Source organism: Burkholderia stagnalis (assembly GCF_902830275.1).
Lineage (GTDB): Bacteria > Pseudomonadota > Gammaproteobacteria > Burkholderiales > Burkholderiaceae > Burkholderia > Burkholderia stagnalis.
Genome location: NZ_CADESW010000025.1, coordinates 25,856 through 39,918 on the forward strand (window position 1 = coordinate 25,856; position 14,063 = coordinate 39,918).

A 14,063-nucleotide genomic window follows, 5' to 3' on the forward strand; every position below is an offset into this window, starting at 1 on the left:
GTGACGGATTAGTTCGCGGCCGTCGCGCGGCCGTAGTTGCGTTCGACGTAGTCGCTGACGATCTGCTGGAATTCCTCGGCGATGCGTTCGCCGCGCAGCGTCTTGACCTTCTCGCCGTCGATGAAGACCGGTGCGGCCGGGTTCTCGCCGGAGCCCGGCAGGCTGATGCCGATGTTCGCGTGCTTCGATTCGCCCGGGCCGTTGACGATGCAGCCCATCACCGCGACGTTCATCGTTTCGACGCCCGGATATTCCTTGCGCCACACCGGCATCTGCTCGCGCAGGTAGGTCTGGATCTGCATCGCGAGCTCCTGGAACAGCGTGCTCGTCGTCCGGCCGCAGCCCGGGCACGCGATCACCATCGGTGCGAACGAGCGCAGGCCCATCGTCTGCAGGATTTCCTGGCCGACGACCACTTCGCCGGTGCGCGACGCGCCCGGCTCCGGCGTCAGCGAAATGCGGATCGTGTCGCCGATGCCTTCCTGCAGCAGCACGCCGAGCGCCGCCGTTGACGCGACGATGCCCTTCGAACCCATGCCGGCCTCGGTCAGCCCGAGGTGCAGCGCGAAGCCGCAGCGGCGCGCGAGCTCGCGGTACACCGCGATCAGGTCCTGCACGCCGCTGACCTTGCACGACAGCACGATGCGGTCACGGCCGAGGCCCAGCTCGACCGCGCGTTCGGCCGAGCCGATCGCCGACTGGATCAGCGCTTCGTACATCACGCTCTGCGCGTCCCACGGCTGCGCGCGCGCGCCGTTCTCGTCCATCATGCGCGCGAGCAGGTCCTGGTCGAGACTGCCCCAGTTCACGCCGATGCGCACCGGCTTGTCGTACTTGATCGCCGCTTCGATCATCTGCGCGAACTGCGTGTCGCGCTTCGCGCCCTGGCCGACGTTGCCGGGGTTGATCCGGTACTTCGACAGCGCCTCCGCGCAGCCCGGATGGTCGCGCAACAGCAGGTGGCCGTTGTAATGGAAGTCGCCGACGAGCGGCACCGTCACGCCCATCCGGTCGAGCTGCTCGCGGATCGCCGGCACGGCGGCCGCGGCCTCGGGCGTGTTGACGGTGATGCGCACCAGCTCGGAGCCCGCGTTCGCGAGTTCCTTGATCTGGATCGCCGTACCGATCGCGTCCGCGGTGTCGGTATTCGTCATCGACTGCACGCGCACCGGCGAATCGCCGCCGATCGTCACGAGCTGCCCGCCCCAGCGGACATTCACCGCATGCGATACACGACGCGCCGCATGCCCGCCGAACACCGGCTCGGTTGAACAAATCTGACTGCTGCGTGGGGATTGAGCTTCGGATTGCATCGATAGATCCATTTACGCCGAATGCGCCGCGACGCGGCGCATGAATTGAAAAAGCGCCGTGTCCTCGAGGCCTGTCGACACCCACGACAGACCCTCGCCACGGCGCTTACCGTCAGGGCAACGTGAACCGCGCCACGTTCCCCCGCGCTGCCGAATATTTTGCCGGATCGACGGGCTTGCCGTCGAACGCGATCGCGTCGAGGCCCGCCTTGTTGCCGATCGTGACCTTGAGCGGCCCGTCGCCCGCGACCTGCTTCGTCTCGCCGGCGCGCACCAGCGCGGAGAACAGCTCCTTGCCGTTCTTGTCGCGTACGCTGAACCAGCAGTCCTGCTTGACCTTCAGTTCGACCATCGACTGGCCTGCCGCGACCACCACACTCGCCGGCTGGGCCGCTGCCGCCACGGGCGCGCTCGCCGCCGGCACGACAGCCGCGGGCTGCGACGCCGGTGCGGCCTCGACCGGAGCTGCCGGGGCCGTCGACGCAGCCGGAGCAGCCGACGCCACCACTTGCGGTGCTGCCGCAACCGCAGCCGACGCAGGCGCCGACGCTTCAGTGACGGCAACCGCGGATGCACCGGCCGCGCTCGCCTCGCCGACAGCGGAAGCCGCGACCGGCGCCTGCACGGCGGATGCGCCTTGCGCGCCGCCGGCCTTGAAGCGCGCCAGCCAGTTCGACGATTCGCCGCCAGTGTGCCACATCGCCGCCGCGATCATCGCGACGACCGCCGCCGCCGCGCCCCACAACCACGGGCGATGGCGCGACGAGCCGCCGAGCGGAATCGACACGCGGCCGCGCGGCAGATCCGTCCCCGACGACGCCGGCATCGACAGGTCCACTTCCGGCACACCGCGCTCACGGCGCAATGCCTGTGCAAACGGTTCCGGATCGACGCCGAGCATCTTCGCATAGCTGCGCACGACGCCGAGCGCGAACGTCACGCCCGGCAGGTGGCTGATATCGCCCGCCTCGAGCGCCCGCAGCTTCTGCGGTGCGACCTTGAGCCGCGCCGACACGTCGTCGACCGACCAGCCTTTCGCTTCCCGAAGCTGCGCGAGCCGCCCCCCGACGGCCGTCAATGATTCCAGTCCAGCCGTTGCCGGCTTCGCGGCATTCGTCTCTGCGCCGTTTGACGGCTGCGGCTCACTCATCCTTGTCCTCGCGTCGATTCTTCTTCACTGGCGGGTGCTGCCGGCCCATGCCGGCGCGGCGCCCGCGCGTCGTCCATACCATGCGCGGCGCCCGAGGCGCCGCGTCCGATCGCTATTCGCGTGTTGTACTGCAAAAAAGGCCCGGGCGACCCCGTCTAAGCGACCCCGTTAAACCGCCCGAACCTCGATGATTTTTCCTGCTGCCCCCATACGCTCCGCGAGGCGCGTGCGATCCTTCACGGCACCGGCCAGCTGGCCGCATGCGGCGTCGATGTCGTCGCCGCGCGTCTTGCGCACGGTCGTGACGACGCCGGCGTCGATGAGCACCTGCGCAAAGCGCTTGATCTGCTCCGGCTTCGAACGAATGAGCCCCGACTCCGGAAACGGATTGAACGGGATCAGGTTGAACTTGCACGGGACGTCGCGCGTCACCGCGAGCAGCTCGCGCGCATGCGCCTCGGTGTCGTTGACGCCGTCGAGCATGCAGTATTCGAACGTGATGAAATCGCGCGGCGCGACCTTCAGGTAGCGCTGGCAAGCCGCCATCAGCTCGCGCAGCGGATGCTTCTTGTTGAGCGGCACGAGCTCGTCGCGCAGCGCATCGTTCGGCGCGTGCAGCGAAACGGCCAGCGCAACCGGCAGCTCGGCGCCGAGGCGGTCCATCATCGGCACCACGCCGGACGTCGACAGCGTGACCCGCCGGCGCGACAGCCCGTAGGCGTTGTCGTCGAGCATCAGCCGCATCGCCGGCACGACCGCGCTGTAGTTCAGCAGCGGCTCGCCCATGCCCATCATCACCACGTTGGTGATCACCCGTTCGGCCTTGCCGTTCGGACCGGGCGCGCGGCCCAGCGAGGCGCGCAACGCAAATTCGGCCATGCGCAGCTGGCCGATGATTTCGCCCGTTGACAGATTGCGGGAGAACCCCTGCTTGCCCGTCGAGCAGAAGCGGCAGTTCACCGCGCACCCGGCCTGCGACGACACGCACAGCGTGCCCCGCGTCTCTTCCGGGATGAACACGGTTTCGACCGCATTGCCGTTCCCGACGTCGATCAGCCACTTGCGCGTGCCGTCGGCGGAAACGTGATCGCTGGCGATGTCCGGCATCGTGATCGTCGCGCGGCCCTTGAGCTTTTCCCTCAGGGACTTCGCGAGATCGGTCATGCCGTCGAAATCGCCGGCGTTGTACTGGTGGATCCAGCGCTGCAGCTGCTTGGCGCGGAACGGCTTCTCGCCCAGGCTGCCGCAATATGCGACGAGCCCCTCGGCGTCGAAGTCGAGAAGATTGACGGAAGTTTCGATCGTCATGGTGTCCTGCCTTGCCGCGTGCGCTGAATCCTGCCTGCCTGAATGTCAGTCAGTGCTTAACGCGAGTAGACGTTCATTTCCGGGAAGAAGAACGCAACTTCGACGGCTGCCGTTTCCGGCGCGTCCGAGCCGTGCACTGCGTTCGCATCGATGCTGTCCGCGAAGTCGGCGCGGATCGTGCCCTTTTCCGCCTTCTTCGGATCCGTCGCGCCCATCAGGTCGCGGTTCTTCAGGATCGCGCCTTCACCTTCCAGAACCTGGATCATCACCGGGCCCGAAATCATGAAATCGACGAGGTCCTTGAAGAACGGGCGCGCTGCGTGAACAGCGTAGAACTTCTCTGCGTCCGCACGCGACAGGTGTGCCATGCGCGATGCGATGATCTTCAGGCCGGCGCCTTCGAAGCGGCTGTAGATCTGGCCGATCACGTTCTTTGCCACCGCATCCGGCTTGATGATCGACAGGGTGCGTTCGATTGCCATAAAAACTCCAAAAAATTAAGAAGTTACACTTCCAAATGAATCCGCTATTGTAGCACGAACCCGTGTATCATTGCGATTGAACCCTTACATGCATGAAAGGTTCCAAATCCATATGTTTTGCGCCGTCCTGCCATTGAAACCTCCCGGCGCGGAACGTATCTTAGCCATAGCTGCACCGGCATGCTGCGCCGCACACCGCGCGCGCCAGGCCGGCCCCGGGCGCCCACGCGTCCAATGTTAGGAGAAACCATGAACGACTATCCGTACAATTTCGGCCGCGGCGGTTCCGTCAGCACCGCCGAGGTGCGCAATCGCGTACTGCGGAACACCTACTGGCTGCTCGCGCTCTCGATGGTGCCGACAGTACTGGGCGCATGGGTCGGCGTTGCGACGGGCTTCTCGCTGTTCGCGGCCACCAGCCCGATGATGAGCCTCCTCGCGTTCTTCGCGATCGCGTTCGGCTTCATGTTCGCGATCGAGCGCACCAAGAACAGCGCCGCCGGCGTGTTTGTGCTGCTCGGCTTCACGTTCTTCATGGGCCTGATGCTGTCGCGCCTGCTCAGCTTCATCCTCGGTTTCTCGAACGGCCCGTCGCTGATCATGCTCGCGTTCGGCGGCACCGGCATCATCTTCGCCGCGATGGCGACGATCGCCACCGTCAGCAAGCGCGATTTCTCGGGCCTCGGCAAGTGGCTGTTCATGGGCGTGATCGTGATCCTGCTGGCATCGGTCGCGAACATCTTCCTGCAGCTGCCGGCGCTGATGCTGACCGTGTCGGTGCTCGCGATCGCGATCTTCTCGGCATACATGCTGTTCGACGTGCAGCGCGTCGTGAACGGCGGCGAGACGAACTACATCTCGGCCACGCTCGCGATCTACCTCGACCTGTACAACGTGTTCACGAACCTGCTGGCCCTGCTTGGCATCTTCGGCGGCAACCGCAACTGACGTTCCCGCCCGCAGCAAGCAAAAAAACCGGCCCTCGGGCCGGTTTTTTCATGCGCGCCGGCGTTGCGCGATCAGTCGCGCTCGAACAGCGCGATCGATTCGACGTGCGACGTATGCGGGAACATGTTGACGACGCCCGCGCCCTTCAGCCGGTAGCCGGCCTCGTGCACGAGCAGGCCCGCATCGCGCGCGAGCGTCGACGGGTTGCACGACACATAGACGATCCGGCGCGGCAGTGGGCCCTCGCCGCTCTGCGCGATGTCCGCCAGCGCCTTCGAAACCGCGAGCGCGCCTTCGCGCGGCGGGTCGATCAGGAACTTGTCGAACGCGCCCAGCGCGCGGATGTCGTCGGCCGTTACCTCGAACAGGTTGCGGCACGCGAACGTCGTGTGGCCGTCGACGCCGTTCTCGCGCGCATTCGCGAGCGCGCGCGTGGTCAGCGTTTCGCTGCCCTCGATGCCCACCACCTCTCGCGCGATGCGCGCGAGCGGCAGCGTGAAGTTGCCGATCCCGCAGAACAGGTCGAGCACGCGGTCGTCGCGCGACGGCGCGAGCAGGCGCAGCGCGCGGCCGACCAGCACACGGTTGATCTGGTGGTTGACCTGCGTGAAGTCCGTCGGCTTGAACGGCATGCGAATGCCGAACTCGGGCAGCGTGTAGTCGAGCGGGACGTCGAGCGGATAGAACGGCGTCACCGTGTCCGGGCCCTTCGGCTGCAGCCAGAATTGCACCTTGTGCTCGTCGGCGAATGCGCGCAGCAGCGCTTCGTCGGCCGCGTTGATCGGCTCCAGCACGCGCAGCACCAGCGCCGTGACCTGCGAGCCGACCGCCAGCTCGATCTGCGGCATGCGATCGCGAATCGACAGCCCCTCGACCAATCGGCGCAGCGGCACGAGCATCGCCGACACGTGCGGCGGCAGCACCTCGCAGCTCGTCATGTCGGCGACGTAGCTGCTCTTCTTCTCGTGGAAGCCGACCAGCACGCCGCCCTTCTTCACGACGTTGCGCACGGTCAGGCGTGCGCGGTAGCGGTAGCCCCACGACGGGCCGTGGATCGGCGAGAACACCGTCTCCGCACGCAGCTTCGCGAGATGCAACAGGTTGTCCTCGAGCACGCGCTGCTTGATCGCGACCTGCGCGCGCATGTCGAGATGCTGCATCGAGCAGCCGCCGCAGGTGCCGAAAAACGCGCATTTCGGCTGCGTACGCATCACGCTCGGGCGCAGAATATCGACAACCGTCGCCTGCTCGTAACTCGGCTTGCGCCGGTAGCTCGAATAGGTCACACGCTCGCCGGGCAGCGCGCCCTCGACGAAGATGACCTTGCCTGGCTCGCCGTCCTCGGTCGTCACGCGGCCGACACCGCGCGCTTCCATGTCGAGCGATTCGATCTCGAGAACCGGGGCGCTTGCGGGCGCGGCGGGCACGCTTTTCAATTTGCGCGCAGAAGTGGGGACGGCTTCAGACACCAGCTTTTCCTGACAAACGTTGAAAGGCGAGATTGTAGACGAAGGACCGCTTCCTCACGGAGATTCGAACATGCGACTGATCGACTGGAACATCCAATGGGGTCGGGACGCGGACGGCGTCGTCGACCTCCCCCGTACGATCGCCGCCGCACGCCGGCTCGGCGACTTCGACGTGCTGTGCCTGCAGGAAGTCACGCGCGGGTTCGGCGCGCTGGCCGGCGGGCCCGGCCCTGACCAGTTCGCGGAACTGGCCGCGTTGCTGCCCGGCTACACGATCGTCGAGGCGATCGGCGCCGACCTGCCGCGCACCGCGCCCGGCACATCCGGCGCGCCGCGCCGCCAGTTCGGCAACGCGATCGCCACCCGCCTGCCGGTCGGGCGCGTGATGCGCCTGCTGCTGCCATGGCCGGCGGACGACGCCGCGCCGTCGATGCCGCGCGTCGCGCTCGAAGTCGAGCTGACGAGCGCGTCGGGCCCGCTGCGCGTGACCACCACTCACCTTGAATATTATTCCGAGCGACAACGGCGCGCGCAGGTGGATGCGCTGCGCGACCGGCATCGCGAAGCCTGCTCGCACGCCGACCGCCCCGCGCGGGCCGAGAATGCGGACGGCCCGTTCAGCTCGACCGCGCAGCCGCGCGACGCGATCATCTGCGGCGACTTCAACAGCCCGTACGACAGCGACGCTTATCGGCGCCTTCTCGAACCAGTCGACGGCGCGCCGCCGTTCGTCGACGCGTGGGCCGCGCGGCACCCGGGCGTCGCGCCGCCACCGACGGCCGGCGTCTACGATACGGCGCAATGGTCCGACGGGCCGCTCACATGCGACTTCGTGTTCGTCACCGACACGCTGCTGCCGCGCGTCCGGCGCTGCGAGATCGACGGCGACGTACGCGCATCCGATCACCAGCCGATCGTGCTCGAACTGGATTAAGACGCATTACGCGTCGCCGAACGCGGCGAGATACTCGACCCAGTGCGGCCCCAGCTCCTGCGCCAGCGCATTCTTGACGATCAGGATCTCGTCCGCGTATTCGCTCGGCGTGAGGCCGCCGCGCATCAGCAGGAAGCGGCAATAAAGCAGATACGTGTTGACGACGTCGGTTTCGCAGTAGCTGCGGATCTCCTCTATCCGCCCTTCCCGGAACGCGGTCCAGACCTGGCTGCCGTCCATCCCGAGCTTGCCGGGAAAGCCGCACAGCTTCGCGAGCGCATCGAGCGGCGCGTTCGCGCGCGCCTGATACATGGCGAGCACGTCCATCAGGTCGGTATGCCGCGAGTGGTAGCGCGAGATGTAATTGTTCCACTTGAAGTCGCGGTCGTCCTCGCCGAGATCCCAGTAGCGGGTCGCGGTGATCCCGTGCACGAGCGCGCGGTAATGCAGCACCGGCAGGTCGAAGCCGCCGCCGTTCCATGACACGAGCTGCGGCGTGTACTTCTCGATCACGCGGTAGAACGACTGGATCAGCGTCGCTTCGTTGTCCTGCGGCGTGCCGAGCGAGCGCACGCGAAAGCCGGTGTTGTCGCGGAACACGCACGAGATCGCCGCGATGCGCTGCAGGTGGTGCGGCAGGAAATCGCTGCCGGTCTTCTCGCGGCGCGCGGCGAACGCATGTTCGGCCACCGCGGCATCGTCGAGCGTCGCGGGCAGATCGTCGAGACGGCGAATGCCGTCGACATCGGGGATCGTCTCGATGTCAAAAACCAGAATCGGAGTCATCAGTTTTACAGGACGGCGTCCTTGCGAACGCCGTTGGAGGCAAAGAACCGCTTGAGACGCACCAGCGCTTCCTGCTGGATCTGCCGCACCCGCTCACGCGTGAGTCCCATTTCGTCGGCGAGCTCCTCGAGCGTCGCCGGCTCGATGTGATTCAGGCCGAAGCGGCGCTCGATCACGTGCCGGTGCTTGTCGGACAGCCGCGACAGCCAGGCGCGCGTGAGCGTCTCGAGCTCGCGGTGCTGCACCTCGGCGTCCGGCGACTGGCTCTGGTCGTCCGGCAGCAGGTCGAGCAGGCTGCTCGCCGGATCGAGATCCAGCGGCGCGTCGAGCGACGCGGTGTGCTCGTTGAGCGCGAGGATGTCGGTCACTTCCTCGGCGGTCTTGCCGGTCAGGTAGGCGATGTCGTCGATGCTGGCTTCGCGGCGTTCGGCCGCCTCGCCCGTCGACATCGAGTTCTTTTCGAGGTGGCGCTTCGCGCGCAGCACCTGGTTGAGTTCGCGGATCACGTGCACCGGCAGGCGCACGGTGCGGGCCTGGTTCATGATCGCCCGCTCGATGCTCTGCCGGATCCACCACGTCGCATAGGTCGAGAAGCGGAAGCCGCGCGTCGGATCGAACTTCTCGATCGCGTGCATCAGGCCGAGGTTGCCTTCCTCGATCAGGTCGAGCAGCGGCACGCCGCGATTCAGATAACCCTTCGCGATACTGACGACGAGGCGCAGGTTGCGCTCGATCATCACCTGCCGCGCCTCGAATTCGCCGGCCTTCGCGAGGCGCGAATAGCGCTGCTCTTCCTCGACGGTCAGCAGCGGCTTGACGCTGATGCGGTTCAGGTAATGCTGGATCGTGTCGGCGGTCAGCTCCGCCTGCAGCAGTGCGCGGAAATCGTCCAGATCGGGCGACGCCTCCGCCCGGCCTTCACGCTCGTCGCCGCCGTCCGCATCGGCGTCGGCATCGCGCGCCTCGAACTCGCGCTCGCTGTCCGCGGCGTCGTCCTCATCTTCCGTCGAAGCGCCAGTTCGCTCCACCGATCCCTGCGTGGCGCGACTGATCTTTTCAGACTCGGCTTGCGGCTCGTGGCGCTTCGATTTCGGCATGGTCGTCTCGGTTATTGAGGCGGCAAATACTTCAGCGGATCGACAGGTTTACCCTGACGGCGAACCTCGAAATGCAGCATCACGCGGTCGGCATCGCTATTACCCATCTCGGCGATCTTTTGCCCCTTCGTCACCGCGTCCCCCTCTTTTACCATCAAAGCGCGATTGTGTGCATATGCCGTGAGGTAAGTTGCATCGTGTTTGATGATAATGAGGTTGCCGTAGCCGCGCAGCCCATTGCCGGCGTAGACGACGCGGCCGTCCGCCGCCGCCTTCACGGTCTCGCCGGTGGTGCCGCCGATATTGACGCCCTTGTTCTTCGCGTCGTCGAAATTGTTCAGCACCGGGCCGCGTGCGGGCCACGAGAACGTCACGGGGCCGCTCGACGCAGCCGGCGTGTCGCTCGACGCCGCCGCGGCGGCTGGCGGTGCGGCGGTCGCCGCCGATGCGCCGCGCGGCGGCGTGGCCGGGCCGCTGCTCAGCGGCGCGGTGGCGACAGCGCCGCCCGCGATCGGCGCGGCGCCCGGCGCAACGCCGGCAGCCGTTGCGCCGGCCTGCGGCGCGACGCGCAGCAACTGGTCAACCTCGATCTGATTCGGGTTTGCCAGGTTGTTCCACGCGGCGATGTCGCGGTAGTTCTGCCCGTTCTCCAGTGCGATCCGGTACAGCGTATCGCCCGGCTTCACACGGTAGTAACCCGGAGGCGGCGGGCCGAGCGGCACCGCAGGCTGGGCGGCCGGCGTCGTGCCGAGCGAGCCGGAGCGGTCGACGACAGGCGCGTTGTCGAGCCGCGTCGCACAGGCGGCCAGGAGCGTAGTGAACGCAGCCACACAGATCGCGCGCTGGGCGAGCGTGAGCGGTTCGTTCGAACGGTTGTTTTGCATCGCGCGCAACATACTCATCGGTTTCAAATTACTCCGGATTTTAAAGGGACAAAGAAAACGCGATCAAGCCGCGACTCCCGCCACTGCGCGTGCGCAACGCGCTCGACGAGCGTGAGCACCTGCGGCTGCCCGCTCTGCGCGCCGACCGGCGCGACGAGCCGTCCGCCGATCGCGAGCTGCTCGAGCAGCGCCTGCGGCACATCGAGCCCGGCCGCTGCGATCACGATCGCATCGAACGGCGCTGCGGACGGCAGGCCCACCCGCCCGTCGCCGTAATGGAGACGGATATTCGGCACGCGCAGCGGCCTCAGGTTCAGCTTCGCGCGCTCATAGAGCGGCTTGATGCGTTCAATCGAATACACGTCGCGCGCCACGTGGCTCAGCACCGCGGCCTGATAGCCGCAGCCGGTGCCGATTTCCAGCACGCGCTCAAGGGTTCGGCCGGCCATCGCGAGTTCGATCATTCGCGCGACGACCGACGGCTTCGAAATCGTCTGCTGGTGGCCGATCGGCAGCGCGGAATCCTCGTAGGCCTGCGTTGCAAGCCCGGGATCCACGAACATGTGGCGCGGCACCGCGGCCATCGCCTCCAGCACGCGCGCGTCGGTCACCCCGTTCGCGCGCAAGCGTTCGACCATCCGTTCACGCACGCGTTCCGACGTCAGCGCCAGCGTTCCCGCGAGCGCAAGGTTCGACGCGGCCGGCTTGGGCGGCGCAAGATTGAGCGCCGTCGGTTTCGGCGTGGCGGGTTTGCCGGATACGAGCGCCTTCGGTGTGACAGGCGCCGGCGCGGCCGGCCTGGGCCCACCCGCCTTGTCCGCCGACTTCGCCAGCGCGTTCGCGCCGCCGCGCGACGGGCGACCGTCCTGCGCGCGCTCGCCCGCCCGGCCTTCGGCCTTGCGCGGCGCTCGCTTGAGATCTTCGAGCGCGAGCGGGAACCGCTTCGCGCGCTCGCCGCTCATGAAGCGCGCCCCCCGGCGCGCACCCAGTCGTGCGTCGCAGGCAGCATTTGCGTATGCGTGAGATCGAGCTGCAGCGGCGTGATCGACACGAAACCGTTTGCGACCGCGTGGAAATCGGTGCCTTCGCTCGCATCGAGCGCCGCACCCGCCGGCCCGATCCAGTAGATGGGCTCGCCGCGCGGGTTGGCCTGGCGGATCACCGGCTGCGACGGATGACGCTTGCCGAGGCGCGTGACCTTCCAGCCCTTCAGCTCACCATATGGCAGGTTCGGGATGTTGACGTTCAGCAACGGCTGGCCCGGCAGCGGATGCGCGAGATAGTGCTGCACGATCTCGGCGGCCACGCGTGCGGCGTCGGCGAGATGCGCCCAATCCTTGTCGACCAGCGAGAACGCGATCGCGGGCACGCCGAACATGATGCCTTCGGTCGCCGCTGCAACTGTCCCCGAATAGAGCGTGTCCTCGCCCATGTTCTGGCCGTTGTTGATGCCCGAGACAACGAGATCCGGCTTCGTGTCGAGCATGCCCGTCAGCGCAATGTGCACCGAGTCGGTCGGCGTGCCGTTCACGTAGAAGAAACCCGTACTCGCGGAACGCTGGATCGACAGCGGCCGCGACAGCGTCAGGGAATTCGATGCGCCGCTGCAGTTCTGCTCGGGCGCCGTCACCGTGAGGTCGGCCAGCGGCCGCAGCGCGTCGTGGAGCGCCGCGAGACCGGGGGCGAGATAGCCGTCGTCGTTGCTGAGTAGGATTCGCATGCGGCGATTGTAACCGAGGAAAGATGGCGCGAGAGCGACAGTCGGGCCGCCGCAAACGCACGCCCGCACGCGGTGCGCCGCCGCAAGCGGGCACGCGTTTGCGGCGGCCTTCCCGGCTCAGATCGCCCCGGCTTCGCGCAGCGCCGCGATCGCCTGCGCGTCGTAGCCGAGGCCGCGCAGCACCTCGTCGGTATGCTCGCCGAGCGCCGGCCCGAGCCAGCGCGTTTCGCCCGGCGTGCCCGACAGTTTCGGCGTGATGTTCGGCAGCGGAATGTCGGTGCCGTCGGCAAGCTTGAAGCGCTGGATCATTTGCCGCGCGACGAATTGCGGATCGGTGAACATGTCCGCGACGCTGTAGATGCGCCCGGCCGGCACGTCCGCCGCATTGAGCACCTCGAGCGCGGCATCGATCGTGCGCGGCGCGAGCCATGCGGCGATCGCGTCATCGATTTCCCGGGTGCGCGGCACGCGTCCGTCGTTGTGCGCGAGCGCCGGATCGTCGGCGAGGTCGTCGCGCTCGATCGCCTTCATCAGCCGCTTGAAGATCGGGTCGCTGTTGCCGCCGATCACGATGCTGCCGTCGCGGCACGCGTAGGTGTTCGACGGCACGATGCCCGGCAGCGACGCGCCGGTGCGCTCGCGCACCATCCCGTACACGCCGTACTCCGGCACGACGCTCTCCATCATGTTGAACACGGCTTCGTACAGCGCGACGTCGACCACCTGCCCCGCGCCGCCGTTCACGTTGCGATGATGCAGCGCCATCATCGCGCCGATCACGCCGTGCAGCGCGGCGATCGAATCGCCGATCGAAATGCCGATGCGCGGCGGCGGCAATTCCGGGTAACCGGTGATGTGACGCAGCCCGCCCATCGATTCGGCGATCGCGCCGAAGCCGGGCCGGTCGCGATACGGGCCGGTCTGCCCGTAGCCGGACAGGCGCACCATCACGAGGCCCGGATTGTCGGCCGACAGCACGTCGTAGCCGAGCCCGAGCTTCTCGAGCAGCCCCGGGCGGAAATTCTCGATCACGATGTCCGCCTCGCGCGCGAGCTGGCGCGCGATCGCCTTTCCGGCGTCCGACTTCAGATTGAGCGTGACCGATTTCTTGTTGCGCGCCTGCACCGACCACCACAGCGACGTGCCGCCGGCCTCCGGATGGAGCTTGCGCCACTTGCGCAGCGGGTCGCCGCCTTTCGGATCCTCGATCTTGATGACTTCCGCACCGAATTCGGCGAACAGCCGCGACGCGAAGGGCCCCGCGATCAGCGTACCGAACTCGAGCACTTTGACGCCCGCGAGCGGGCCCTGGCTGGTGCTCATGTGTCTCCCTGGGATGAGGAACGGCGCCGCCAGAACGGCGGCCACCGAAGCGTTACATCGTGCGGCGATCGAGCATCGCGCGCGCGATCGTGCCCGCGTCGACGTATTCCAGCTCCCCGCCGACGGGCACGCCACGCGCGAGACGCGTCACCGCGAGCCCGCGCGCCTTCAGCGTCTGGCCGAGATAATGCGCGGTGGCCTCGCCTTCGTTGGTGAAGTTGGTCGCGAGCACGACTTCCTTGACGATGCCGTCGGACGCGCGCCGCACCAGCCGGTCGAAATGGATTTCCTTCGGGCCGATGCCGTCGAGCGGGCTCAGCCGCCCCATCAGCACGAAGTACAGCCCGCGATAGGTCATCGTCTGCTCGAGCATGATCTGGTCGGCCGGCGTCTCGACGACGCACAGGAGCGTCGGGTCGCGCTCCGTGTCGCTGCAGACTTCGCAAATCTGCGCTTCCGTGAACGTGTTGCACTTCTCGCAGTGCTGCAGATGCTCGGTCGCAAACAGCAGCGAGCGGCCGAGCCGCTCCGCCCCCTCCCGATCGTGCTGCATCAGGTGGTACGCCATGCGCTGCGCGGATTTCGGCCCGACTCCGGGCAGCGCGCGCAGCGCTTCGACGAGGGCGGACAAGGCGGACGGCTGTTTCAT

14 protein-coding genes are annotated in these 14,063 nt (G+C 67.2%); 2 read left to right on the forward strand and 12 right to left on the reverse strand.

All coding sequences use genetic code 11. The annotated features are described in order from the left end of the window. Positions 1-8 precede the first annotated feature (8 nt). From ispG to ndk, 4 genes are all read right to left on the reverse strand, one after another. Complete coding sequence (gene ispG / locus HWY45_RS30985) at positions 9-1,313, reverse strand: flavodoxin-dependent (E)-4-hydroxy-3-methylbut-2-enyl-diphosphate synthase (protein ID WP_059567419.1); 1,305 nt, start codon at positions 1,311-1,313, stop codon at positions 9-11. Positions 1,314-1,425: 112 nt separating this feature from the next. Then, entirely contained in the window at positions 1,426-2,463 is a 1,038-nt protein-coding gene (locus HWY45_RS30990) for a helix-turn-helix domain-containing protein (protein WP_059882706.1), read from the reverse strand. 168 nt (positions 2,464-2,631) lie between these two features. Then, positions 2,632-3,771: a dual-specificity RNA methyltransferase RlmN gene (gene rlmN, locus HWY45_RS30995; protein WP_059567223.1), complete on the reverse strand. Its 1,140-nt coding sequence runs from the start codon at positions 3,769-3,771 to the stop codon at positions 2,632-2,634. 56 nt (positions 3,772-3,827) lie between these two features. Continuing rightward, complete coding sequence (gene ndk, locus HWY45_RS31000; protein WP_059882708.1) at positions 3,828-4,253, reverse strand: nucleoside-diphosphate kinase; 426 nt, start codon at positions 4,251-4,253, stop codon at positions 3,828-3,830. 249 nt (positions 4,254-4,502) lie between these two features. On the opposite strand from ndk, the gene HWY45_RS31005 reads away from it, so the two are divergent. Next, entirely contained in the window at positions 4,503-5,201 is a 699-nt protein-coding gene (locus tag HWY45_RS31005) for a Bax inhibitor-1/YccA family protein (protein ID WP_006761414.1), read from the forward strand. 71 nt (positions 5,202-5,272) lie between these two features. On the opposite strand, the gene rlmD is transcribed toward HWY45_RS31005, so the two are convergent. Further along, positions 5,273-6,670, reverse strand: a complete 1,398-nt coding sequence (gene rlmD / locus HWY45_RS31010; RefSeq protein WP_175038411.1) for a 23S rRNA (uracil(1939)-C(5))-methyltransferase RlmD — start codon at positions 6,668-6,670, stop codon at positions 5,273-5,275. A gap of 70 nt (positions 6,671-6,740) precedes the next feature. Between rlmD and HWY45_RS31015 the strand changes: the two genes are divergently transcribed. Beyond that, positions 6,741-7,604, forward strand: coding sequence for an endonuclease/exonuclease/phosphatase family protein (locus HWY45_RS31015; protein ID WP_059882710.1), 864 nt, complete (start codon positions 6,741-6,743; stop codon positions 7,602-7,604). A gap of 6 nt (positions 7,605-7,610) precedes the next feature. On the opposite strand, the gene HWY45_RS31020 is transcribed toward HWY45_RS31015, so the two are convergent. The 7 genes from HWY45_RS31020 to recR all read right to left on the reverse strand — a co-directional run bounded on the left by HWY45_RS31020 (position 7,611) and on the right by recR (position 14,063). Continuing rightward, a complete protein-coding gene (locus HWY45_RS31020; RefSeq protein ID WP_059567232.1) occupies positions 7,611-8,390 on the reverse strand; it encodes a 3'-5' exonuclease in 780 nt (259 codons plus the stop codon). A 5-nt stretch (positions 8,391-8,395) separates the two neighbouring features. Further along, on the reverse strand, positions 8,396-9,487 hold the full coding sequence (gene rpoS / locus HWY45_RS31025; RefSeq protein WP_059567234.1) for an RNA polymerase sigma factor RpoS: 1,092 nt from the start codon (positions 9,485-9,487) through the stop codon (positions 8,396-8,398). Between the two features lie 11 nt (positions 9,488-9,498). Next, on the reverse strand, positions 9,499-10,389 hold the full coding sequence (locus tag HWY45_RS31030; protein ID WP_059567235.1) for a peptidoglycan DD-metalloendopeptidase family protein: 891 nt from the start codon (positions 10,387-10,389) through the stop codon (positions 9,499-9,501). A gap of 5 nt (positions 10,390-10,394) precedes the next feature. Beyond that, positions 10,395-11,333: a protein-L-isoaspartate(D-aspartate) O-methyltransferase gene (locus tag HWY45_RS31035; protein WP_059882712.1), complete on the reverse strand. Its 939-nt coding sequence runs from the start codon at positions 11,331-11,333 to the stop codon at positions 10,395-10,397. Continuing rightward, positions 11,330-12,091, reverse strand: a complete 762-nt coding sequence (gene surE / locus HWY45_RS31040; RefSeq protein ID WP_059567238.1) for a 5'/3'-nucleotidase SurE — start codon at positions 12,089-12,091, stop codon at positions 11,330-11,332. The genes HWY45_RS31035 and surE overlap by 4 nt, the downstream gene beginning before the upstream one ends. Before the next feature lie 117 nt (positions 12,092-12,208). Further along, on the reverse strand, positions 12,209-13,414 hold the full coding sequence (locus tag HWY45_RS31045; protein ID WP_059567240.1) for a CaiB/BaiF CoA transferase family protein: 1,206 nt from the start codon (positions 13,412-13,414) through the stop codon (positions 12,209-12,211). Between the two features lie 52 nt (positions 13,415-13,466). Continuing rightward, positions 13,467-14,063 carry a recombination mediator RecR gene (gene recR / locus HWY45_RS31050; protein WP_017332239.1) on the reverse strand — a complete coding sequence of 199 codons (597 nt, stop codon included), beginning with the start codon at positions 14,061-14,063 and terminating at the stop codon, positions 13,467-13,469.